General features: G+C 43.3%; 15 protein-coding genes. 9 read left to right on the forward strand and 6 right to left on the reverse strand.

Going from position 1 to position 23,332, the window contains the following annotated elements:
• Positions 1-151: 151 nt before the first annotated feature.
• The 3 genes from DRB05_RS14670 to coaBC form a co-directional block, all read right to left on the reverse strand.
• A complete protein-coding gene (locus tag DRB05_RS14670; protein WP_128727608.1) occupies positions 152-2,923 on the reverse strand; it encodes a prolyl oligopeptidase family serine peptidase in 2,772 nt (923 codons plus the stop codon).
• 106 nt (positions 2,924-3,029) lie between these two features.
• Entirely contained in the window at positions 3,030-3,617 is a 588-nt protein-coding gene (gene slmA / locus DRB05_RS14675) for a nucleoid occlusion factor SlmA (protein WP_010376740.1), read from the reverse strand.
• Between the two features lie 157 nt (positions 3,618-3,774).
• On the reverse strand, positions 3,775-4,971 hold the full coding sequence (gene coaBC / locus DRB05_RS14680) for a bifunctional phosphopantothenoylcysteine decarboxylase/phosphopantothenate--cysteine ligase CoaBC (RefSeq protein ID WP_128727609.1): 1,197 nt from the start codon (positions 4,969-4,971) through the stop codon (positions 3,775-3,777).
• A gap of 128 nt (positions 4,972-5,099) precedes the next feature.
• On the opposite strand from coaBC, the gene radC reads away from it, so the two are divergent.
• From radC to rpmG, 3 genes are all read left to right on the forward strand, one after another.
• Positions 5,100-5,774: a DNA repair protein RadC gene (gene radC / locus DRB05_RS14685; RefSeq protein ID WP_017219072.1), complete on the forward strand. Its 675-nt coding sequence runs from the start codon at positions 5,100-5,102 to the stop codon at positions 5,772-5,774.
• A 459-nt stretch (positions 5,775-6,233) separates the two neighbouring features.
• On the forward strand, positions 6,234-6,470 hold the full coding sequence (rpmB, locus tag DRB05_RS14690) for a 50S ribosomal protein L28 (protein WP_010376746.1): 237 nt from the start codon (positions 6,234-6,236) through the stop codon (positions 6,468-6,470).
• A gap of 11 nt (positions 6,471-6,481) precedes the next feature.
• Positions 6,482-6,637, forward strand: a complete 156-nt coding sequence (rpmG, locus tag DRB05_RS14695) for a 50S ribosomal protein L33 (RefSeq protein WP_010364212.1) — start codon at positions 6,482-6,484, stop codon at positions 6,635-6,637.
• A 56-nt stretch (positions 6,638-6,693) separates the two neighbouring features.
• Here rpmG and DRB05_RS14700 read toward each other — a convergent pair whose 3' ends face one another.
• Complete coding sequence (locus tag DRB05_RS14700) at positions 6,694-8,664, reverse strand: winged helix-turn-helix domain-containing protein (protein WP_128727610.1); 1,971 nt, start codon at positions 8,662-8,664, stop codon at positions 6,694-6,696.
• Positions 8,665-8,795: 131 nt separating this feature from the next.
• Between DRB05_RS14700 and DRB05_RS14705 the strand changes: the two genes are divergently transcribed.
• Complete coding sequence (locus DRB05_RS14705; RefSeq protein WP_128727611.1) at positions 8,796-10,613, forward strand: alpha/beta hydrolase; 1,818 nt, start codon at positions 8,796-8,798, stop codon at positions 10,611-10,613.
• Positions 10,614-10,793: 180 nt separating this feature from the next.
• Here the strand turns inward: DRB05_RS14705 and gorA are convergent, their stop codons facing one another.
• The gene (gene gorA, locus DRB05_RS14710; RefSeq protein WP_128727612.1) at positions 10,794-12,152 is read right to left on the reverse strand and encodes a glutathione-disulfide reductase; all 1,359 of its coding nucleotides are present in this window, start codon (positions 12,150-12,152) and stop codon (positions 10,794-10,796) included.
• A gap of 177 nt (positions 12,153-12,329) precedes the next feature.
• Here gorA and prlC point away from each other — a divergent pair, with 177 nt between their 5' ends.
• The 4 genes from prlC to DRB05_RS14730 all read left to right on the forward strand — a co-directional run bounded on the left by prlC (position 12,330) and on the right by DRB05_RS14730 (position 18,552).
• Positions 12,330-14,369 (forward strand): oligopeptidase A, encoded by a 2,040-nt coding sequence (gene prlC, locus DRB05_RS14715; protein WP_128727613.1) that lies wholly within the window; start codon positions 12,330-12,332, stop codon positions 14,367-14,369.
• A gap of 116 nt (positions 14,370-14,485) precedes the next feature.
• Positions 14,486-15,637, forward strand: a complete 1,152-nt coding sequence (locus DRB05_RS14720; RefSeq protein WP_128727614.1) for a response regulator — start codon at positions 14,486-14,488, stop codon at positions 15,635-15,637.
• A gap of 74 nt (positions 15,638-15,711) precedes the next feature.
• The gene (locus DRB05_RS14725) at positions 15,712-16,467 is read left to right on the forward strand and encodes a class I SAM-dependent methyltransferase (RefSeq protein ID WP_128727615.1); all 756 of its coding nucleotides are present in this window, start codon (positions 15,712-15,714) and stop codon (positions 16,465-16,467) included.
• A gap of 162 nt (positions 16,468-16,629) precedes the next feature.
• Positions 16,630-18,552, forward strand: a complete 1,923-nt coding sequence (locus DRB05_RS14730) for a methyl-accepting chemotaxis protein (RefSeq protein ID WP_128727616.1) — start codon at positions 16,630-16,632, stop codon at positions 18,550-18,552.
• Between the two features lie 883 nt (positions 18,553-19,435).
• Here the strand turns inward: DRB05_RS14730 and DRB05_RS14735 are convergent.
• Positions 19,436-21,586, reverse strand: a complete 2,151-nt coding sequence (locus DRB05_RS14735) for a S8 family peptidase (RefSeq protein WP_128727617.1) — start codon at positions 21,584-21,586, stop codon at positions 19,436-19,438.
• Between the two features lie 544 nt (positions 21,587-22,130).
• Here DRB05_RS14735 and DRB05_RS14740 point away from each other — a divergent pair.
• Positions 22,131-23,318 carry an NAD(P)/FAD-dependent oxidoreductase gene (locus DRB05_RS14740; protein WP_128727618.1) on the forward strand — a complete coding sequence of 396 codons (1,188 nt, stop codon included), beginning with the start codon at positions 22,131-22,133 and terminating at the stop codon, positions 23,316-23,318.
• Positions 23,319-23,332: the final 14 nt, after the last annotated feature.

Raw genomic sequence — 23,332 nt, forward strand, 5'->3', positions numbered from 1 at the left:
GATATATAGGCTTTTTTTTATAATGAAATTATAAGGATGTAAGTTGAAACAAAACATTTCTAGATAAAAAATAAACACAGAGAAGAGTCGGGGTTGCTAAAAAAAAGGACACCTAAATGATGCCCTTGATAATCAATACGAGTGAAGCTGATTATTCCTCAGTGATAAATGCTTTACCGGATTGAATCCATTCTGCAGGTGGCAATCCTTTCAGGTGATAATCAAAGTATTCTTTCATACGAATTGAATAATCTAGCTGATTTGGCAGCTTTTTAAGATGGTGCGGTTCGCCTTCGTATTGTAAGAAGATTGCGTCTTTACCATGCCTTCTTAATGCTAAGTAGTATTGAATACCTTCTTGCCAAGGAACCGCTCCATCGTTATCGCCAAACATGATCAAAATTGGTGTATTTACTTTATCTGCGTAAAACACTGGAGAGTTTTCTATATATAATTCTGGCGCTTCGGTGAGTGTTTTACCTATGCGGCTTTGTCCCGTTTCATACTGGAATTGACGTGCTAAGCCGGACTTTAATCGAATTCCGCTATAAGCAGAGGTCATATTTGATACTGGTGCGCCAGAGACAACCGCTTTAAACATATTTGTCTGGGTGATCATAAATGCACTCTGATAACCTGCCCAAGAGTGGCCCTGTAAGCCTATTTTATCTGGATCAGCAACACCTTTATCAATAAGCGCTTGTGCGGCATTGATCATGGTTTGCGTTGAAGAGCGTCCAGGATGACCGATCTCAAAACGAATATCAGGCAAGAATATCGCATAACCGTTTGAGGTATACATTGGCAGGTTTGGTCTGTGATTTAACTCCATTTTCGGGAAGTCATACATGCGCTGGCTCATATAGCGGTAGAAGTAAATTACTACTGGCACTTTATCACCGGCTTTATAATCAGCAGGTTTGATTAACACGCCTTGAAGATCTTCGCCATCGTAGCCTTTGTACTTCACAAGTTCAGGCTTTTGGCCCCAAGCAAATGTCCGTTGCTGTGGATTTAAGTCTGTGAGTTTTGTCGGGTTATTAAAGCTGTTATCTGTAACCCAATAATCAGGAAATTCTTGATAAGACTGTCTTGTGAAAATATAAGTATCTGCCTCTTTGGCTTTTCTCACTACGTTATATTTGGCTTCGCCAGACAAAACAGTTTGCAACTTGTTATCTTGTAGAGAAAGCGTAGCAATATGCGTTTGTTTATTTTCGAGGTTGTGCGCACTTAATAGTAAGGTATCGTCAGGGTTAAAGCCCAGTTTGTCCTTATCTTTATACTCAATGCGGTATTGTGTTTGGGTCTTATAGCCGTCAGTCAGTCGAGTTGCTTTTGCCGTTTTAGTATCAAATGCCCAAATATCATATTTACTGTAGGCGTAGAGTGTCGAACCATCGAGCTGCCAACCAGCAAATCCAAATCCTTCGTTTGGTTCTGGCTTATCATGTTTATCATCAGCAAACAGTGCATTTTTAACCGCTTTGCTTACTGGGGTAAGCTGTTGGGTGGATAGCGATTTCAACCAGATTTGTTCACCATCGAAATAGGCCGCATGTTTACCATCAGGTGCAACAGTTGGGCGATTTGAACTTTCTTTAACGATGAGTTGTTTATCACCACTGCTGATATCAACGCTGTAGTAGTCGCGATAAAAGCCTTTGTACATAATCTGCTTTAGATAGGGGGTATCATCGCTGCCCAGCACAAAGTTTGCGTTTGTGCGCAGTGAAATAGACGGCACTTGAAGGTTTTCAAGCTGTACTACACGCTCGCCATTAAGATGATAAACCGCTTGATAATGTTGATCTCGCCGGCTTTCATTCCATGTTTTTATTTCTCTAGTTTTGATTTCAGGATCGGCATTGTGCCAAACCTTTAAGCCTTTTTGCTGGCGAATGGTATCGTAATCAAAAAGCGAGCTTTCATCTGTGTATTTGAGCACTTTGGCTTTTTGTTCAAGCTGTGGACGGTTTTCAAAAAATAATCGTGAGCCGTCTTTAGACCATTTGATTGATGCTGTTTTGCCGGAAAACCAACCGCTTGGGTTATGGATATCGGTAATTTTATTGCTTGTTGGAGACCATAATTTGAGTTGGTAGTCGCGGCGGCGTTTGTCATCGTTGACATAATTACCTAAATAAAAAGCGACCTGTTGAGAATTGGGTTGCCAAGCAATGTCTCCTAAAGTCACACCGGGCTCATCAATAAGACTTGTGATTTGATTGCTCGCTAAGTCAATAACGGCAACACGGTTTTTACTGCCGTCTTCACTGCGCTGATTGACCAGTATCACGTTACTATTTGGTGCTACTTTGTATGCTGCGATGTTGTCATAGCGAGTACTTTCATTGTTAGAAAGGTTCAGCACCACAAGTGTTAATGTGTCATCACCTTTATCTGCACTGATTTTGAGTTCATCAGCTTGCTCGTCTTTATTCTCTTTTGCGTCTGATTTTTTGTCGCCTGTTTTTGTATCCTCACGGTACACCAGCCACAAGCCATCATCTGAGATTTGATAATCTTTAACTGAGCTAAAGGTTTGCTGCGTTTTGGTTGCGGTGCTAACTAACACTAAGTTGTTCTTTAATGTTTTTTTCTTTTTTTTATCTGTGGTTTCTTTTTCAAGTAGAGTGGGGAGTTGGGTAAAGCCAACCCATTGACCGCTTTTATTGATAACTGGATTTGTACCACGGGGAACTGATGCAATCAGAGTTTTATTATTGAGAGAATACACTTGGCCTTCGCTGTCACCACGGTAAGGCTTTGCACTTAGGCCGAGGAATGTACCTTGTTCGGAGATCACCGTACCCTGTGGGTAACGAAAATCAAAAACGTCTTTAAATTCAAGGCTGGGTTTAGCTGCTAAGCTGCTTACACTAAAAAGTGCTGCGCTTAAGAGAGAAAGTTTTAGAGTCATATCTAGAGCATTTTAGTATGTATTTATGATGTTTTTATCACTTTTAACAGTGAAACTAAAATGCTCTGCGGTGTGCGGATGTATTTAAGCGGCTAGCCGCAGGTGCTTAAAGCCAGATTTTCTCAAGCTCAACCCACTGTTTATCGAATTGCGCGGTTGGCTTTGCTTTGAAGTCACTTCTTACAAACTGGTTCATCTTACCCTCAACAAAAGCTAAGAATAGATTAGCCAGTACACTTTCTTCACTCGTGAATGCTTTGCCTTCTCGCAGTTTGCGCTCTCTTAATACTTGTTTGAATTGTGTCTCAAGCTTTTCAAATAAGCTTTGTACTCGTTCACGTAAACGTTCTTGCTCACCTTGTAGTGCATCGCCCGTTAAAATACGTGTTATCCCAGGGTTTTTCTCTGCAAAGGCGAGAAGTAGAGTAAGAATGTTGTAGATCCGGTTACGGGTTTCTTTTTCGTTTTCTAGGATTAAATTAATGCGTGACAGCAACGTATCTTCGATGAACTCAATAAGCCCCTCAAACATTCTCGCTTTACTTGGAAAATGGCGATAAAGCGCAGCTTCTGAAACCCCGACTTCAGCAGCGAGTTTAGCTGTGGTGATACGCTGTCCCGGGCTGGTTTCCAGCATTTGTGCGAGTGATTGAAGAATTTGCTCTTTGCGATTACTACGTTTTGTCGCTGGCATGAAATTTCCCTTATTTTTCTAATTGTTATATTGTTTTTGCCGGGTTTATTAAGCACAGAGAGTGATGCGCAGAAGTGCAAACCCCGACTCGTTTACACGTTATCGGGGTATCATGTTAATGTTTTATTCAGTTTCTTTCCAGTCTTTTACATGAAGGTTATTTTATCTTTTCGGCAATAGCTTGCATGACAGTAAGTGCTAACTCTTTTTTGCTAGAGTGAGGGAGTTCAAGTCGGTCTTTTTTCCAATATAGGGTCAATGTGTTGTTATCAGAATTAAACCCACCTGTACTATCCGACACATCATTCGCACAGATCATATCCAACCCTTTATTTACCAATTTTCCTTGCGCATATTCGGCGACATTCTGCGTCTCAGCGGCAAAGCCAACGGTATAAGGACGCGACTGTTTTAGTGCTGCGACAGTAGCGATAATATCGGGGTTTTTAACCAGTGTAAGTGTGATTTCATCGCCTTGCTTTTTAATCTTTTGATCGGCTACGGTGGCTGCACGGTAATCAGCGACCGCAGCGCAGCCGATAAAAATATCCGATTGTACGGCATATTCGAGTGCGGCTTGTTGCATCTGCTCAGCACTTTCTACATCAAGTCGAGTAATTCCAGTGGGAGTATTCAGTGAAACCGGGCCTGCGATCAGATTTACGCTTGCACCCAAAGCCTTTGCCGCCTCAGCAAGGCTAAATCCCATTTTTCCTGAACTGTGATTGGTAATAAAACGCACCGGATCTAATGCTTCGCGTGTCGGCCCTGCAGTGATAGTTACCGTTTTTCCTGCTAATACTTGCTCAGTAGGGCGAAGTGCAGTTAAACACAGTTGCACCAATTCATGGGGTTCAAGCATGCGTCCTGCGCCTACATCTCCACAGGCTTGTTCGCCTTTACCGGGCCCCCAGATTTGGACATGGCGTGAAGCAAGGGTATTGAGATTTGCTTGAGTCGATAGGTGCGCATACATCTGTTGATTCATTGCCGGCGCCACGGCAACAGGCGCGGGAGTTGCGAGCAGTAATGTGGTCAGTAAATCATCTGCAATACCCGCTGCCATTTTGGCGAGGATATTTGAGGTCGCGGGAGCAACCAGTACTAGATCTGCCCATTTTGCAAATTCGATATGGCCCATTGATGCTTCTGCTTGCGGGTCAAGCAAAGAGTCAGAAACGATTTCACCAGAGACAGCTTGCATTGTTAGTGGTGTGATAAAGTGCTTAGCTGACTCCGTCATCACCACTTTGACATCTATCTGGTGTTCTTTTAAGCGGCGAACGAGTTCTGCACATTTGTAAGCAGCGATACCACCGCTGATCCCAAGTAAGAGGCGTTTATTTCTTTGCATGTTTGTTTTATACGATCACAGTATCAATAAACTAAAGATATCACAGTCTGTGTTTGCTTTTGAATAATCGTGATCACCCGCTAAGCTTAATTTAGTCAAGGAGACATACAAAGATAAGGAATAATAGAATGCAAATATCAGCCTTACCCAAATCCGCGCGGCCAAGAGAAAAGTTGATTGAACAAGGGCCCGAAGCGTTATCCAATGCTGAGTTATTGGCTATCTTTTTACGCACAGGGATCAAAGGATTAAATGCCATAGAGCTTGCCGAATCCTTGTTACAAGAACAGCAAACGTTACAGCGTTTATTCAATGCCTCATTAGAAGAGTTTTCAGCGTTAAAAGGCTTAGGCGTTGCCAAATACACTCAGTTGCAGGCCGTTTTGGAGCTAAGTCGGCGTTATCTAAAAGAAGAGTGCTTAAGAGAAACGGTATTTCAAAACCCGACTGCGGTACGTGACTATTTGAGTGCTCAACTACGGGGGCTTGGCCATGAAGTGTTTATGGTGTTGTATTTAGACAACCAAAATCGGCTAATAAAAGATGAAGTGCTGTTTCACGGCACGATTAATGCGGCCTCGGTTTATCCAAGAGAAGTAGTAAAGGCGGCACTCAAATACCATAGTGCAGCTGTGATTTTTGCCCATAACCATCCATCGGGCGTGGCAGAGCCCAGCGAAGCGGATAAACTTATCACGAAAAAATTGCAGCAAGGCTTGGCATTGGTTGATATTAATGTACTTGACCATTTAATCGTCGCTGGAAGTCATTGTATTTCGTTTGCCGAACGAGGACTGATTTAAGCTGAGTTGCTGTTTTATCAGGTGGGTTTCGCTTTCTCAAGCTGTCCTTTTGAACTGAGCAAAATGGAATGGAGCTTGATCACTCAGCTTTTACTCGACGTGTGGGGTAGCTGGTGGAGTGTTGCTGCTTGAATATACTCATAAGCACGAAAATTAAACAGTCAAAATCATCATCTACAAAGGGCCAAAAAAGAAATTTGCTCGTTAAATCAGCATATTTGTATAAATTTTATAAATTAGTTCAATTTAAATGCAGTTTTTACTTTCCTAGTGGGCTTCGGATCATTATAATTGGCCGCTATCAAATTTACCCATGAGCTGATTTCAGTAGGATCAGATCCTTGATCTCTGCCTGTAGATACTGTATAAAGAGCGCCCTTTGATTTTACCTAGGGCACGCAGTTAAAAGGCCTTTAAGGGAAAATTAAGCTCGAGCGAAGTTATTGGAGATACATAGACATGTCTAAAGTCTGTCAAGTTACAGGTAAGCGCCCAGTGGTTGGTAACCACCGTTCGCACGCGCGCAACGCTACTAAGCGTCGCTTCCTACCTAACCTACAAACACACCGTTTTTGGGTTGAAAGCGAAAAGCGTTTCGTTTCTCTACGCACTACTACTAAAGGTATGCGTATTATCGATAAAAAAGGCATCGACGCGGTATTAGTAGATATCCGTGCTCGCGGCGAAAAAGTTTAAGGAGCTGAATCATGCGTGATAAGATCCGTTTAGTTTCAACTGCTGGTACTGGTTATTTCTACACTACCGACAAGAACAAGCGTAACATGCCTGAAAAAATGGAGATCAAAAAGTTCGACCCTAAGGTTCGTAAACACGTGATCTTCAAAGAAGCGAAAATCAAGTAATTCGTTTCAAGAATCAATAAAAACCCAGCCTCGGCTGGGTTTTTTGTTTTTGTACTTTAATTTTTCACGGTTAATTGCCAAAGCTCTCCACTTGGTTGCTTCAGCTCACTGAAAACCACATCGCCATTTTGCAATATATCAAACTGTCCAATAAACCGTTGTGGCGGAGTGAAATATAGCTTTTCTTGATGAGTCTTAAGATCGAATCGCCAGATGCTTTTGTCTTTTTCATAGTAAAGCGCATTACCTCTGAGCCGCCAATTTAACCAATTTCTTACAGGCACCTCTGCAACAACTAACGACTCCTGCCCATCTTCCAGCCGCCAAATACCGGGCTGTGTAAATTTAGTAAAATACAACACATTATTAAGCTTGTATCCACTGTAGCCACCTTGCGTTGTAAGCTGCTGATGTTGGTTTGTTATTAAATTTAGAGACCATAACTGCCAACTACCAGAGCGTTCACTACTATAAATTATTTCATCATCATGTTGACCGTAGTTCGCGACATAGGGTTTTAACTCTGCACTAAGTATTTCTGTGGTCTCCAGTTGTTCAATCGAAAACTGATAAATAGCATCTTGATATTCAAAAAGTATTTTAGAACTGTCGCTATTGAGTTGATAACGTTGGAAATTAAAAATGTGAGGCAGTGGTACTTGAGTCTTTGCCTCCCTATTGGTGTCAATCGACCATAAGGCTGAGTGTGCACCATGATCTGAAATATACCAAATATGTTGTGATTGATTAGCGCGAGGTAGACGGTTTAGCGCTTGGTTATCAACAACTACCTTTACGACATTCTGCACGGGCTCAAAAAGCTTAATGTTACTGGCTAACTTATACTGATTTAACAATAACGTATCATTATTATCCAATAGGGTAAGGCTCTCGATTGGAGCGGTAAACTTGTGTAAAAGAGTTACTGCATGTGACTGTGCATTCACACTATAAATGCTGTTAGCCTGTGAAAAGTAAATCTGCTGACCATTTGCAGACCAGGTCAGTGAAGTTGGGTTATACGGAAGTTCAATTGTGTGCTCTGTAGACATCTGTGGGTAGTGATAGAGGGTTAATCGGTGTATATCTTCACCGAGGTATGTCGCCACTGCGAGGCGGTCTTGGCCTTGAGATAAACTAAAGAGGTGATCACCTCTTAGATTACCTGATGAAGGGGGGAGCGTTAATTGTGTATGCTTATGGGTGTTTAAATCATAGCGATACAGACCAAAGCCGTTGTGAATATTTTCACGTTTTCGATAAATCAATTCTCGCCCGTTACGGCCCCAAATGAGCTTTATCCTCTCAACGGCCTGGCAGCTGAATAATGATTGTACGCTTTGCTTTGCTATAGTTAACTGCTTCACCATGCAGCCATTTTCATCGTCCACAAATGCTATCTTACTTGCGTCAGGGCTTAATGCCTGAGCACTTATATTACCCGATAGTAACTTGCGACTTTCTCCATGGTGGTGTAACCATAACTCTGAAAGTGGCGTTGTGATTGGGTGTAGATAACTAAAGCTACTAGACCTAGTTGCGCTACTGAGTTGCAGCTCAATACCACTCTGACTTGTTATTTTTTCTGGAATAAGTGACTTAGTATTAGGTGAAAGCCTCACTACCTGAAAAGTAATTAATGCACTAAGCAAACTAACCAAAATCGCACCACCAATTAAAAAGCGTACTTTACGCTTTGGTGATTTTGTGGAGGTAACTAGTCCTACAGCTCTAGGTATTAGCCTGTATCCAACGGTAGGAATAGTCTCAATATAATTCGTTTGGCTATCTAATTTATTTAGATGCTGACGTAGCGTTGACACGGCTTTATTGATTGCGCTTTCGGTGACGATACGCCCTTGCCAAACCTCTTCGATCAATTGCTCGCGAGAGACTGTATTTCCATTTGCAGCAATTAAAGTTTGTAGCAACAAATAGGGCTTTGGCTCTAATCTTATTGTTGAATTGTCGTTTTCTAGCGTTCGATTTAGTGTATCAAATTGTATTGCTGCAATCTTAAATCGCATTTTTACCCTTTTGATTTTATTGGTTATATTTTTTGGTAATAAATTCATCACGATGATTTCATGAGAAATCGTCGCGCTTTTTTCAATGCTATTTAAGAGTACATGAAAACAATAAAATAGGAATGGCCTGCATGAAAAGTAGATGGTTTTTAACGCGAACGTTAAATGTAGTAGTCGCGACATTGTTAGTGGGGTGTGGTGGTAAAAGCAATAACGCTGCGCCAATCGATAGTGATAGCGGAAAAACCGAGATTGGGGTTAATGTTCATGAACTTAATGAACGCTTTTACTATATGCTACCGGTCGAAAATACCAGCAAGTCATATAAACTTTTATTTGCTTTTCATGGCTCTGGGGGGAGTGGTCAAGGTATGGCGGGTATGACCAGGTTGCATGAACAAAGTGATGATTATCTCGTCGTTTATCCCAAGTCAAAAAATGAAGAATGGAATGAAGGGTGTGGTTGTAATAAGGCGCATCGTCTAGGTGTTGATGATCTGGGCTTTGTTGATGACATGGTCGCAGAACTAAAAGCAAAATATCAGATTATTGATGGTGAAATCTACGCAACAGGTTTTTCTCAAGGAGGACTATTTGTACAGAACTTGTTGTGTAATCGCTCCGAGGTATTTAACGCGATAGTGACCGTTGGTGCACCAATGTCCTATCAATTAGGGGATAGTTGTAACCTTACTACGCCAACGAATTACAGAATTATGCACGGTAAGGCTGATTCGGTTCTTCCCTATAATGGTAAAAGCCATGCTAACTTTGGGCTGTTGTCCTCACCCCAAGCGATCAAAATTGTAGGTGATCTCAACTATGAGGCCGCATTATCGGTAGAGCAAGATTTGGATGATGGTGTTACCTTAACTCACTATCCCAACAGAAATATCCAGACTCAGCTTATTAGTGTAGACGGGGCGGGACATAGTTGGAACTTATCACCAGTCAAAACGACGCAATCGATAATGGAATTTTTTGAATCGACAAGTCAATATGCACTACCAGCTGGTTCTGATTTAATTAAAGTCAGTGATAATTATTACCATGTAAGACACTTAACGCATCAGGCAGACAAACCAACGGTAGTTATGTTGTCAGGTGCAAACATGCACTTTCATAGCGATAGCGCTTGGTTTGCATTATTACAACCTTATTTATCAACACAGTTTAATGTGTATGTGATTGATAGGCTTGGGCAAGGGCTTAGTAGTAACACCAGCGCACCGTCAATGCAAAAGTTTGCAACAGATCTTCCAGTGCTATTTGAGAAGCTTGATTTGAGCAATGTGCATTTGGTGAGTTTTGCTAATAGTAACTCTGTACCGCTTATTGCTATGCAACAGTCGGAAGACTTCAAACAAAAGATTGCCAGTATGTTGTGGATGGATCCGGACATTTTATTACCGCACTCAATTGCACAGTATCAGGGTTACCCTGTTGATATTTATCGCGAATGGGGTCAGCATTTGATAGACCATGTGAGTGCAGGAAAGTGGCAGGAAAAAATGAATGTCAAAATAGCTGAGGAGCAGGCACATGTAGAGTCTTTGCTGGAAGAAAGTGAGTTTGCCCAACATATGGATTGGGGTTACTTCAATCAAATCATGCAAACACGTTATAGTATTGAAGCCCAACTTATCCGAGTAAATGAAATGATGAACTATCATGACGATTTGGAGTTAGTGAGAAACTGGCAACCAGATAGCAGTATTCCAATTACCGTGATCGATAGTGAGTTTGAACAGTTAGATATTGAAAAAGCAGAAACTGAAGAAGCCAGAGCGGGTTTGATTAAGTGGGAAGCCGAAGGTCGAAAATGGTCTCAAGAAGTCGCGGAAATAAGCGGGGGACAGTATTTGCCAATAACCTCTACAGAGCACTTGATCCCGCTCACACACCCTGAGCTTATCAAGCAAGCATTGATTGAGCTTTCAAGTAGATAATAAAGCCTATCCCTACTAGTTGACTTGGACAGTCACTACAACCCCAAAAGCTCAGATATCCTTATCTGAGCTTTTTTTAACTCATTATGTGGAGCTAGTAAATTCCTGTGTAAAGATTGATAAAGTAATTGCTCACAGCCACTTCAGGTTGAGAGGCAGTAGCTTTTACTTATCTAGGCTTTACCTCATGGTCACAAATTCCTCGGAACCAGTTGGATGTATTGCGACTACGGAGTCAAAGTCTGCTTTGGTTGCACCCATTTTCATGGCAACGGCGAAGCCTTGGATCATTTCATCTACCGCAAAACCGATACCATGCAGGCCAACGATTTTCTCTTCTTTACCCGCACAAACAAGTTTCATACGACATGGCTGACGATGCTGAGTAACCGCCGTGTACATCGCAGCAAAGGTAGAGGTATAGACCTTGATATTATCTTTACCATACTTTTCTTCGGCTTCAGGCTCTGTTAGGCCAATGGTGCCAATCGGTGGATGGCTAAAGACGACGGTAGGGACTAAGTCGTAATCCATTTTTGCGTTTGGCAATTCAGGGTTGAATAGGCGTTCTGCTAGCATTCTGCCAGCTTTCACGGCTACTGGAGTCAGCTCTATTCCACCATCCATAATGTCGCCTAAGGCATAAATACCTTTAGCTGTGGTGTTTTGCCACTCATCAACTTTTATATGGCCACTTGGCGTGGTTTCTACATCCGTTGCCGCGAGATTGATAAGATCTGTCATTGGCTCACGGCCAATTGCCCAGATCAGTTCGTCTACGGTGTAAGACTCACCATTTTCAAGATGTAAGGTGACTGAGCCATCCTCTTCTTTGGTCACTGACTTTGGCACTGCGTGAGTGTGCAACGTTGGGCCTTCTTTTTCCATTACCTCAGTTAAGGTTTCAACCAAGATAGGATCAAAGTTACGAAGTGGAGCGTGCTTACGAACAAATAAATGGGTTTCTGTGCCCAAGCTGTGCAATACGCCCGCAAGCTCTACCGCGATATAGCCCGCACCCACAACAGCTACGCGGCGAGGTTGCGCTTTTAGCTCAAAGAAACCGTTTGAATCGATACCATGCTCAGCGCCTGGAATGTTAGGGATCGTTGGGCGACCACCTACGGTAATGTTGATATGATCGGCAGTGTAGTGCTCGCCATTGACTTCAATAGTGTTGTTATCAACAAACTTAGCAAAGCCATTGATCACGGTGACGCCATTTTTTGCTAGGTAGCCGTTGTAACCTTGGTGAATACGGCCAATGTAGGCTTCGCGGCTCTCAACGAGTTTACCCCAATCGAAGTTCTTTAGCTCAACATCAAAACCATAATCTGGTGCGTATAGTTTAATGGCTTCAGCAACTTGAGCGCCGTGCCACATCGCTTTTTTTGGAACGCAGCCCACGTTTACACAAGTACCGCCTAAGTGCTTTGCTTCTATTAATGCCACCTTGGCACCTCGCATCGCCGCTCGGTTTGCAGATGCGATCCCGCCGCTACCGCCACCGATTGCGATATAGTCAAAATGTTGAGCCATAAAAATTCCTCGCCAATTATTTGTTTTGCTTAAACCCTACTACTTTATATTAAGTAAATAGCAAAGGTGCACAACCCAAGACCGATATTAAGCAAAAATCTATTCAGATACTTGTAAATGCGGTCATTCACCCTTATTTCAACCTCAATATTAGATTAGAAAATAAAGAGCGTGCCCATGAGTAACCCATTAATCGGGCTAGAAGGATTGCCTCCTTTTTCAAAAATTAAGCCTGAACACATTGTTGAAGCATTAAAATCTGCCATCGCGCACTGTCGTGAAACCATAGACTCTGTTTTAGCTCAGTCGAATTATACTTGGGACAACTTTGTACTTCCGCTAGAAGAAGCGGACGATAAGCTTAGCCGCATGTGGTCGCCAGTATCGCATATGCATTCAGTCGTTAATTCAGAGGCGCTGCGCAAAGCGTATGATGAGTGTTTGCCGTTAATTTCTGAGTATTCTACTTATGTTGGTCAGCATCAAGGATTGTATGAAGCCTATAAAGCCGTAAAAGAATCGGTTGAATTTGGCAACTTAACGGTTGCTCAGCAAACGTCTGTGGATAATGCACTGCGTGATTTTCAACTTTCAGGCATTGCACTTGAGCCTGCTAACCAAAAACGTTATGGCGAAATTGTGGCACGGCTGTCGGAGTTGGCATCAAAGTTTGGCAACAACGTCATGGATGCCACCCAAGCATGGCAAAAGCATGTTACTGACGAGTCAGAATTATCTGGACTGCCGGAGTCGGCCTTAGCACTTGCTGCTCATACTGCTGAAGCCAAAGGATTAGAAGGTTGGGTATTTACGCTAGATATTCCTTCTTACCTTCCTGTTATGACATACGCAGATAACCAAACGCTTCGTGAAGAGGCTTATCGTGCGTTTGTAACCCGTGCCTCGGATCAAGGGCCGAATGCTGGCGAGTTTGATAACTCAGCGATTATGCATGAAGCGCTTACGCTTAGACACGAATTGGCTCAGCTGCTTGGCTTTTCTAGTTTTGCAGAAAAATCACTGGCAACTAAAATGGCTGAGACGCCAGAGCAAGTGTTTAAATTTTTGAATGACCTTGCTGCTAAGTCAAAACCACAAGCCGAGCAAGAAGTAGCTGAACTACGTGACTTTGCGAATAAAGAACACGGTGTAAGTGAGCTAAAACCTTGGGATTACGCATATTATGGTGAAAAGTTAAAACAAGCTAAGTATGCAATTTCTGACGAAGCACTGCGCCCTTATTTCCCTGAACATAAGGTACTCTCCGGCTTATTTGAAACCGTAAACCGTTTGTTTGGGATCCGTGTGAGCGAAGTTAAAGACGTTGACACTTATCATCCAGATGTACGCTTTTTTGCTATTCACGATGACAAAGGTGAGTTGCGTGGTCACTTCTATCTCGACCTATATGCCCGTGAACATAAGCGTGGCGGTGCTTGGATGGATGACTGTATGGGCAGAAAAGTACGCGCAAATGGCGAATTACAGACTCCAGTCGCTTATTTAGTGTGTAATTTTAATAAAGCGGTCGGTAACAAACCTGCGCTATTTACCCATAATGAAGTAACCACTTTATTCCATGAGTTTGGTCACGGAATTCATCACATGCTAACACAAGTGGATGCAGCGCCAGTTGCGGGTATTAATGGTGTGGCATGGGATGCGGTTGAGCTGCCAAGTCAGTTTTTAGAAAATTGGTGCTATGAAGAAGAAGCACTGAACTTCATTTCAGGGCACTATGAAACGGGAGAACCGTTGCCAAAAGACATGCTAGATAAGCTACTTGCAGCAAAGAACTTTCAATCAGCTATGCAAATGTTGCGTCAGTTAGAGTTTTCGTTATTTGATTTTCATATTCACGCAGACTTTACACCAAACACTGACTGCCAAATTCAAGCCACACTCAATGCGGTGCGTGAACGTACAGCTGTTGTAAAAGCGCCTGAATTTAACCGCTTCCAGCATAGTTTTAGCCACATTTTTGCTGGTGGTTATAGTGCAGGTTATTATTCATATAAATGGGCAGAAGTGTTGTCTGCGGATGCTTTCTCTAAGTTTGAGGAGGAAGGAATATTCAACCCGAAAACCGGGCGTGAATTTATGCATCATATTCTTGAAAAAGGAGGTTCCGAAGCGCCGATGGTGTTGTTTACTCGCTTCCGTGGTCGAGAGCCAAAAGTGGATGCGTTACTACGCCACAGTGGGATCGCCACCTAGTTCTTTTTTCCATTCTTCACGCCTTCTTTTGAAGGCGTTTTTTTTGCCTTATTTTTTTTAGCAAATCCAATATCTCTGACTATTCTATAAAGATATGAATTAATAGGGAAAGCCACATGACAAAACTGGTTCTTGCCATTGATGATGACAAGCTCGTTCATCACGTTGTTGATGAAGCGTTAGCGCGTACGTGCAAAATATTACACGCGAAAAATGGTGAGGAAGGCTTACGATTAGCTAAAAAATATCGCCCAGATATCATCTTGCTTGACGTTGAAATGCCTGGAGTATCAGGTTTTGAAGTATGTAAGCAACTAAAAAAACTTGAGGAAACCACTGAGATCCCGGTTATGTTTTTGTCCTCTCGTGCCGATATTTCAGAGCGGATGCGGGGTTATAACGCGGGCGCTGCTGACTACATAGTCAAGCCTTTTAATGCTGAAGAGTTGCTGGCGCGTATTAATGTTCTTGATGACTACAGAAAGACTTCTTCGCAGCTCAAGCAAGATGTACAGCGTGCCCAAACCACGGCTGAAATCGCCATGACCGACTCTGGTGATATGGGACGCATAATGCGGTATGTCGGGCAATCGTATCATGCACATGACCTCAATACCTTGAGCACTCATTTTTTAGAATTTTTTATGCCGATGGAGCTCGATGTTGCAGTGGCTTTTTGGTATCACCAAGATGCGATGTTTTACTCTAGCGAGGGGGCGATCCAACCGATAGAGCAAGAATTGTTTGAGAAGCATAAAGATGGCAGCCGCTTTGTTGATTTTGGGCGCAGGACCATTATTAACTACTCTAAAGTTTCTTTGCTGATTAAGAATATGCCAGTGGATGATGTTGCGGTGTATGGTCGTTATAAAGATTTGTTTCCGCACATTCTGGAAGCGACAGATGCCAAAATCAAGGATATGGAAGTTAGTGAAGACGCGCTCAATAAAGTGGAACATATCGGGCAGGTATTTGCTGAGCTGAGCGATCATTTAAGCGGCGTTGGCGATCATTACAGCGGTAAAGTGGCCGAGTTTCAAGCTGTACTTGAAAGTGACAAGCTTGCTAACTTAGAACCAAGTGAAAGAGAGCGATTGCAAGAACTCTACGAGCATTTTACTTATTTGAGCGATGAGCTAACCATAATTAAATATAAGCTAGGCGAGGTAACAGAGGTACGTCAGCAGCTTATTGAGAGTTTAAATAAAATAGCAAAGCCTTGGGGTGAGGACGAAGTGGCATCACAGGCTGATATCGAGCTGTTCTAAGCCGTTGGATAATCAAAGACACTAGATAGGGAAAGCGGTATACTGCCACGGTTGGTAACCTTTGGGAGCTTAGCTTGTATATTCACACCCCTTTTGAAGAAAACAGATCCTACCTAGATACGCTAACTAAGCTTTTTAACTTATCCGCGCTAGATATTAATGAGGCGGAGTTTCAATTGGTTTATGACGAGTTAGGCCTACAATTACTTAAAAAAGACGAACCAAAGCTCGGCGCTATTCGTGTTGACTTTGTGACAGGTGCAGTCGCTCATCGACGCAAGTTTGGTGGTGGTAAAGGGCAAGCAATTGCAAAAGCTGTCGGCTTAAACAAAGGGGCTGTGCCTACGGTATTAGACGCGACAGCAGGGCTTGGACGTGATGCTTTTGTGCTTGCGTCTATGGGCTGTAACGTTGTATTGCATGAGCGTAATCCGGTAGTCGCAGCATTGTTATATGACGGTTTGCAACGCGCCTATGAAGATGCTGAAATTGGCGAGTGGGTAAGGTCAACCATGCGACTAGAGTTTGGTTCTAGCCATGACTTGCTAGAGCAAGCAGGTTGGCGTCCAGATGTAGTTTATCTTGATCCTATGTTTCCACATCGTGAAAAATCGGCGCAAGTGAAAAAAGAAATGCGGGTATTTCAAGACTTAGTTGGCAACGACTTAGATGCGGATGCACTTTTACCTTTTGCTTTGCAGTTAGCCACAAAAAGGGTGGTGGTAAAACGTCCAGACTACGCTGGCTTTTTAAATGCTCAAACGCCAAGTATGCAAATAAAAACCAAGAAAAATCGCTTTGACGTCTATGTAAACGCTGCGATGAAATAGCATACCAATGCCTGCTCTAAATTTGTTCAGTAGATATCTAGATGGATATACGTAAAAAGTATGGTTTTGCGCGGTTGTACAGAAAAGGTAACCAGATTTAATCAAGTTGTCATAAATCCTTAATACTCTTGCGGAGCATTTTGATAAAGGGGTTGTGATTCTATGCGCGTGTCTACATTTACTCGGTTGTTGGCAATTTTATTAACCACTGCGAGTATTCTACTTGGGGCGAGTCTGTTTTGGGCAAGCCAAGTCTTAACCGAACTTGATGTGCAAGACGCCGCTTACAATCGAGTTAAAAATGCGGTGATTATTGAGCTTGAGGGCACAGTTGAAGATTACCTGAGTGCGGGTGATAGCCAATATTTAAGTCAGGCCGATGAACAAATCAAAACGCTACAGCAAAGTGTGGAACAGTTACCACCAGCACTTGCTGAACAACTTGAAGCCAAACTCACACAGCTACAACAAGACATTGCAGGCAAATACCGGGCACTTGGAAAGCTTTCAGGTAACGAACTTGCGCTTTTGGATAATGCGCTCAGGCAAATGTCGGGCTCAGCATCAAGTCTCGTAAAGTATGCAATTACAGCGCAAGATAGTGCCGCTAAAGAATCTTATTTTAATCTCGCCTCAGACTACTTTAGCGAAGTCTCGAATTTGAGTTTATATACTTATCAGTTAGTCATGGCTTATGAGCAGCAAACTGAACAAAGCTTGATGTTGAGCTTAGGTCGGTTGCAGGATATTGCCGCGCGAATAGATCAACTCGAAAACTTAGGAGTAATGAGTGAGGTAGATGAAGATGAGCTATTTTTAGGTGCACAAGCTGAAGACTTAGCGCTAGAAATAAAAGCGGAGCTTGTGAGCTGGCCAAAACGTTATGCTCGCGACTTAGAAAATACCTTACAGCAGTCCAAACAGCGCCAAGCAGGCATGCTGGCACTGCGAGGTGATATTAAAGCGATTTCAGAGAATATTCTGCAAGCAGAAACGACTTTAATAACAGAGCAGGCCGCCGTCAAAACTAATGTATTTATGCTCTTTGGTGTGGCAATTGGGTTACTCGTACTCTTAGCTGGTGGTGTATACTTTGTGCAGTTTAATCAAGTACTAACGCCGCTAAGACAACTACGCGATGGCTTTGCTCAGTTGATAGAAAGTAATGAGTTACGCAATATTGAAAGTAAAAACCAAGATACCGAAATTGGCGAAATTGCGAGTTACTTTAATCAGTTAATCGATAGGCAGCGAGCAGAAGCGGACGAACGCTCAGAAATGCTTAGTGTGATCAATACCTTTATGGAAGAGATGAACACTAACTTGGCGCAGATCTCAGCACAAGCTGGAGATACCTTTGAGCAAGTGGAACAAAACCAAGCGCAGCTCGACTCGCTCAGAGCGCTTGGGGCGGATGCCAATCAAATTAATGCACAAGTTGCCGACAATGCTAACAACACCTTTGAAGCAATGACACAAAGTGTGTCCTATGCGGATTCTATGTTGAGCGCTTCATCGACCACGCAAAAGCGGGTAGAGCAGGGATTAGAGAGCTTAAATGAATTGCTTAATGGTGTTTCAGATGTGAGTAAAGTGATTGATATGATCAGCTCCATTGCAGAACAAACTAACCTACTTGCACTTAATGCCGCAATTGAATCAGCGCGCGCAGGTGAGCATGGGCGTGGATTTGCAGTAGTTGCGGACGAAGTACGAAAGCTTGCACAGCAAACACAAGCTTCACTGACTGATATTCATCAGCAATTAAATGTTTTGAGTGATAATTCAAACAAGGTATCGACGCAAATCTCGGCTTTGGCAGATGAGGCACAGCAGCAAACCGGTCATGCACAAGAGTTGAAACGCAATTCAGAAGGTGTGGCAGAGAGCGCACAAAGCGCCAACCAAGTTGCCGCCCATGCCATGGATCTTGCCAATCAACAGTCAGATCTTTTAGATACCTTTGGTCACGCTATGGATAGTATGAAAGGTCAGGTTAATAGCTCACATGAGCAAGTGCAACAAATCCAGCAAAGCCTTAAAGAAAAAATGCGGGAGATCAGAGACACTTTAGGTTTGCAGTAATCAGGATTGTGCCATAGGTCGAGCTTTATCTCGGTTACTGCAAGCTAAAACGTCGGAGCCGCTTCACGCGGCGAGCAGTTAAAAGCTCGTGAGGTAAATTCGTTCCCACCAGTGCGTTTTGTAGGTCGAGATTTATTTCGACAGCATAAGCTGAAACGTCGAAGCCGCTTCACGCGGCGAGCAGTTAAAAAATCGCGAGGTAAACTCGCTCCCATCAGCGAGTGCCGTAGGTCGAGATTTATCTCGACAGCATAAGCTAAAACGTAGCAGCCACTTCACGCGGCGAGCAGTTAAAAAAATCGCGAGGTAAACTCGCTCCCATCAGCGTGTTTTGTAGGTCGAGATTTATCTCGACTACTGCAAGCTAAAACGTCGAAGCCGCTTCACGCGGCGAGCAGTTAAAAGCTCGCGAGGTAAACTCGTTCCTACCAGCGTGTTTTGTAGGTCGAGATTTATCTCGACCACTGTAAGCTAAAACGTCGGAGCCGCTTCACGCGGCGAGCAGTTAAAAAAATCGCGAGGTAAACTCCTTCCCTTCAGCGAGTGCCGTAGGTCGAGATTTATCTCGACCACTGTAAGCTAAAACGTCGGAGCCGCTTCACGCGGCGAGCAGTTAAAAGCTCGTGAGGTAAACTCGCTCCCATCAGCGTGTTTTGTAGGTCGAGATTTATCTCGACAGCATAAGCTAAAACGTAGCAGCCGCCTCACGCGGCGAGTAATTAAAAGATTGTGAGGTAAACTCGTACCCATCAGCGAGTTTTGTAGGTCGAGATTTATCTCGACTAATGCAAGCTGAAACCGCTCTACAAAATAATTAAAAAGGCCGCAAATGCGGCCTCTCGTTGGGGAAAGAAGACTCAATTAAGAGCCTACTAAATTTTGCTTATGGCTTGTACTGTGCGTCTAACGTGAGGCCAGAGAACGTACGGTAAGCGTTAATGCTTAGGTGCCATGTACCTGCTTGCGGATTAGTGATTACACAAGTCTCGGTATTACCGCCTTCATATGGACGACAATCATAGCTGCTTGCTGTAGGTTGAGAGCCAAACTTAACGAATAAGTCAGCGTCACCTGAGCCACCAAATGTTTTCACGGTGAAGTCGCTCATACCCTCAGGTACTTCGATAGTGTAGTGAACCCACTGACCGCTTGACGCTGAAATATCTTCAATTGTACCACCACCTGCTTGTGGACCACCTGTGCTAGAGCCCGAAGTTGCAGCAACTAAGCTTACGCCTGAATAAGCTTTATAACCGTTAATCATTACATGGTATGTACCAGCTTGAGGCGCGTCAAAGCTACAAACTTCGGCATTGCCACCTTCATATGGGCGACAGTCATAGCTACTTGAAGTTGGTTGACTGCCAAGTTTTACATAAAGGTCAGCATCACCTGTTCCACCACTCATGGTGAAGGTCACATTGGTTTTTCCAGCAGGTACATCAAAAGTGAAAAATTGATTGCTGCCAGCAGCGCCGCTTAGGCCTGTTTTTGCTACGCCATCTTCAAGCGTATTACCTGTTGGTGGTGTGACAACACCGCCTAAAGCTTCATTTACCGCAGCGGCTGCATCAACAACACCTGTACCACAGTTTGAACAGTTACCCGCGAAGCTGCGTGTAGTGTTTTTCAAGATAGTTTCTACTTCATCAGGTGTAGCAGATGGTTTTGCTTGTTTGATTAGCGCAGCAACACCCGCAACGTGAGGTGCCGCCATAGACGTACCTTGTGAGTAGTGGTAGCTATCATTTGAAGGTGCACCAGAGCCTGAGTTATGCGTAGACAAGATACCTTCAGGATCATTTGCAAAACTTTGTGCGCCACCAGGAGCGGCAACATCAATGTTTGCACCATAGTTTGAGTAGTAAGCACGGCTACCATCACGACCTACAGATGCTACGTTTACAACGCCATTACAGTTACCTGGGTTGTAGTTTGCTGAGTTATCGTTGTCGTTACCTGCCGCAATAACAATTACCGTACCGTTGTTACGTGCTTGGTTGATTGCATTTTGTGTGGTTGCGCTACATGCACCGCCACCACCTAAACTCATGTTGATAACATCAGCAGGGTTAGCATTTGCAGGTACACCAGATACCGAGCCGCCAGATGCCCATATGATGCCGTCAGCGATGTCAGATGTTAAACCACCACATTTACCAAGAACACGTACAGGCACTACCTTAGCGTCGTAAGCAACACCAGCAACACCTTCACCATTATTTGTGACAGCAGCAACGGTTCCCGCTACGTGTGTACCATGCCAGCTTGAGTCTTGATCCGCGCGTGGTACCGGTTGACCTGAAGAGTCAGTTCCACATTCACCACGAGTGACTGCATCACCAGGGTCACGAGCATCGTTGTCACGTGCGCCACCATCGTTAGCAACAAAGGTATTAGAGATCATGTCATAGCCAGGCAGAATGTTGGCATCTAAGTCTAAATGTGGGCGATAACCTGTATCTAGTACCGCAACTACCACACCTTGACCTGTTGCTTTATCCCACGCAGCAGGAGCATTAATACCAGCTGCAGCTTCAAAGTAATGCCATTGATCGTTATAACGAGGATCGTTAGGCGTTGCGAATGGCTTTAGCATTTGGTCAATTTCGATGTATTCAACATTACCAGAAGCCATCACTTCGTTCATGAATGCTTGTGCTTCTTTTGCTGATAGCTTTTTGTCAGCACGCATAACGTGGTGGTTACTTAACGCCATTGGGCGAACATATTGAGCGCGAGCACTCGCTTTACTGCTCTTAAAGCCTTGTACAAAGCTTTCTGCACGTTGTTGCATTTTTGCAGGGGCAAGATCCGCAGATGAAAGGCTCATCATTTGCGAACTAGCATCTTTGTACTTGATGATGAACTGTGTACCAAGTGTGCTTTGTGATGATAGTTTTTGTGCTGTTGCTGCAAGTGCTGCATCTTGGCCGATTGATTGTGCAGGTGCGGCTGTAACTGCTGTTGCAGTGAATAATGCGCTCACTGCGACGCTTAGTGCAGCGCGCTTAAAGTTTTTATTGATTGTCATAATGTTTCCCTAGTTTCTAACTTGTTGTTCAGCTGTTAATAAAAAGCTGATGGTTAGTGAAAGTAAACTCCTAGTTAAAAAAAAGAAAGCGCTGTTTTGTTATTTGCACTAATTTTTTAGTTATATGTGGACGGATAAATGGCTATAAAAAATTCTTACTGTATTGTTTTTAATCGATATTTTTCATTTTTGTGAGAGAGTGAATAAATTTCAGTTACATTGTAAATGACTGTAAACAAAATAGTGTTTTTAACTTTGTGAAGCATTTGTAGCCAATAGAGCGAAGAATTTATTAATATTAAAGGTTTGGTTTTTTTAGTTGTTCTAGTTGTATTTTCCTGTTTTTGACGGTTTGATAGATGATAGCGCTGACATAATGTTTACAAGTGTTTAAAAGGTATGCGAGTGGCTATCGATATTCCTAGCTGTGATTAGATAAAGAATCTAGGTATAATTTTCGCTTGGTCGCGATTTTGCCGTTTAAAGCTAAACTGTTGGCAAAACGGTAGGTGTAGAAATCTTAGATAAAAAGTTGAGTGAGTTTATGCAACAAATAGAGGTAGTCGTTATCGGCGCAGGTGCTGCAGGATTGATGTGTGCTGCACAGGCTGGATACCGAGGGCGACAAGTTGCAGTGGTTGATATGGGAAAAAAGCCTGGTCGTAAAATTTTGATCAGTGGCGGTGGTCGCTGTAATTTTACCAACGAAAATGCTTCACCTGCTAACTATCTATGTAAAAATCCACACTTTATAAAGTCGTGCTTGAGTCGCTATACCCAACATGACTTTATTGAATTGGTAGACCGCCATGGCCTTGCTTATCACCATAAAACGCTTGGACAATTGTTTTGTGACAATAGCGCGCAAGATATTGTCGACATTCTTCTTACCGAATGTGACTGGGCGGGCGTGTCACTTCACTTACGCCAAGAAGTCCTTGCGGTTGAACATCAAGCTGATGGTCGCTACTTAGTCAAAACCACAACTCAAACCTTTAACTGCGAGTCAGTGGTGATCGCCGCTGGTGGCCTAACCATGCCAAAACTTGGCGCCACGCCAATCGGCTACAAAATAGCGGAGCAATTCGGTTTAACGGTGTTACCAACCACGGCAGCGCTTGTACCATTTACACTTCATGATCACGACAAAGCACGCTTTGATGGTTTGTCTGGTATTAGCGTAGATAGCCTAGTGACTAGTGAAAGCGGTATCCAATTTAGAGAAAATATTCTCTTTACCCACAGAGGCTTATCTGGCCCTGCAATTTTGCAGATCAGCTCATTTTGGAAAGCAGGAGAGTTTGTTAGCATCAATTTACTACCTGACTTAGATGTGCAAGCACAACTTCATGACTGGCGCAGTGAACAAGGGCAAAAGAGCCTGAAGAACTTGCTTTCGAGCATCCTACCAAAGCGCTTTATTGAAGCCCTAATCAGCGACGGCAGCATCTCGGATAAAAACGCCAACCAACTCAGCCACACAGAGATTGAAAAGCTCACTGAAACTCTCACCAGCTGGAAAATAAAACCAAATGGCACAGAGGGTTATCGCACCGCAGAGGTTACGTTAGGTGGTGTAGATACCGACGAATTAAGCTCAAAAACTTTCGAAGCAAAAAAACAAAAAGGCCTGTATTTTATCGGCGAAGTAACCGATGTCACTGGATGGCTCGGGGGCTATAACTTCCAATACGCGTGGAGCTCCGGCTGGGCATGCGGACAGGCTTGTTAGATGTATTCTGTATA

This window comes from Pseudoalteromonas sp. A757 (assembly GCF_004103285.1).
GTDB classification, from domain to species: Bacteria; Pseudomonadota; Gammaproteobacteria; order Enterobacterales; family Alteromonadaceae; genus Pseudoalteromonas; species Pseudoalteromonas galatheae.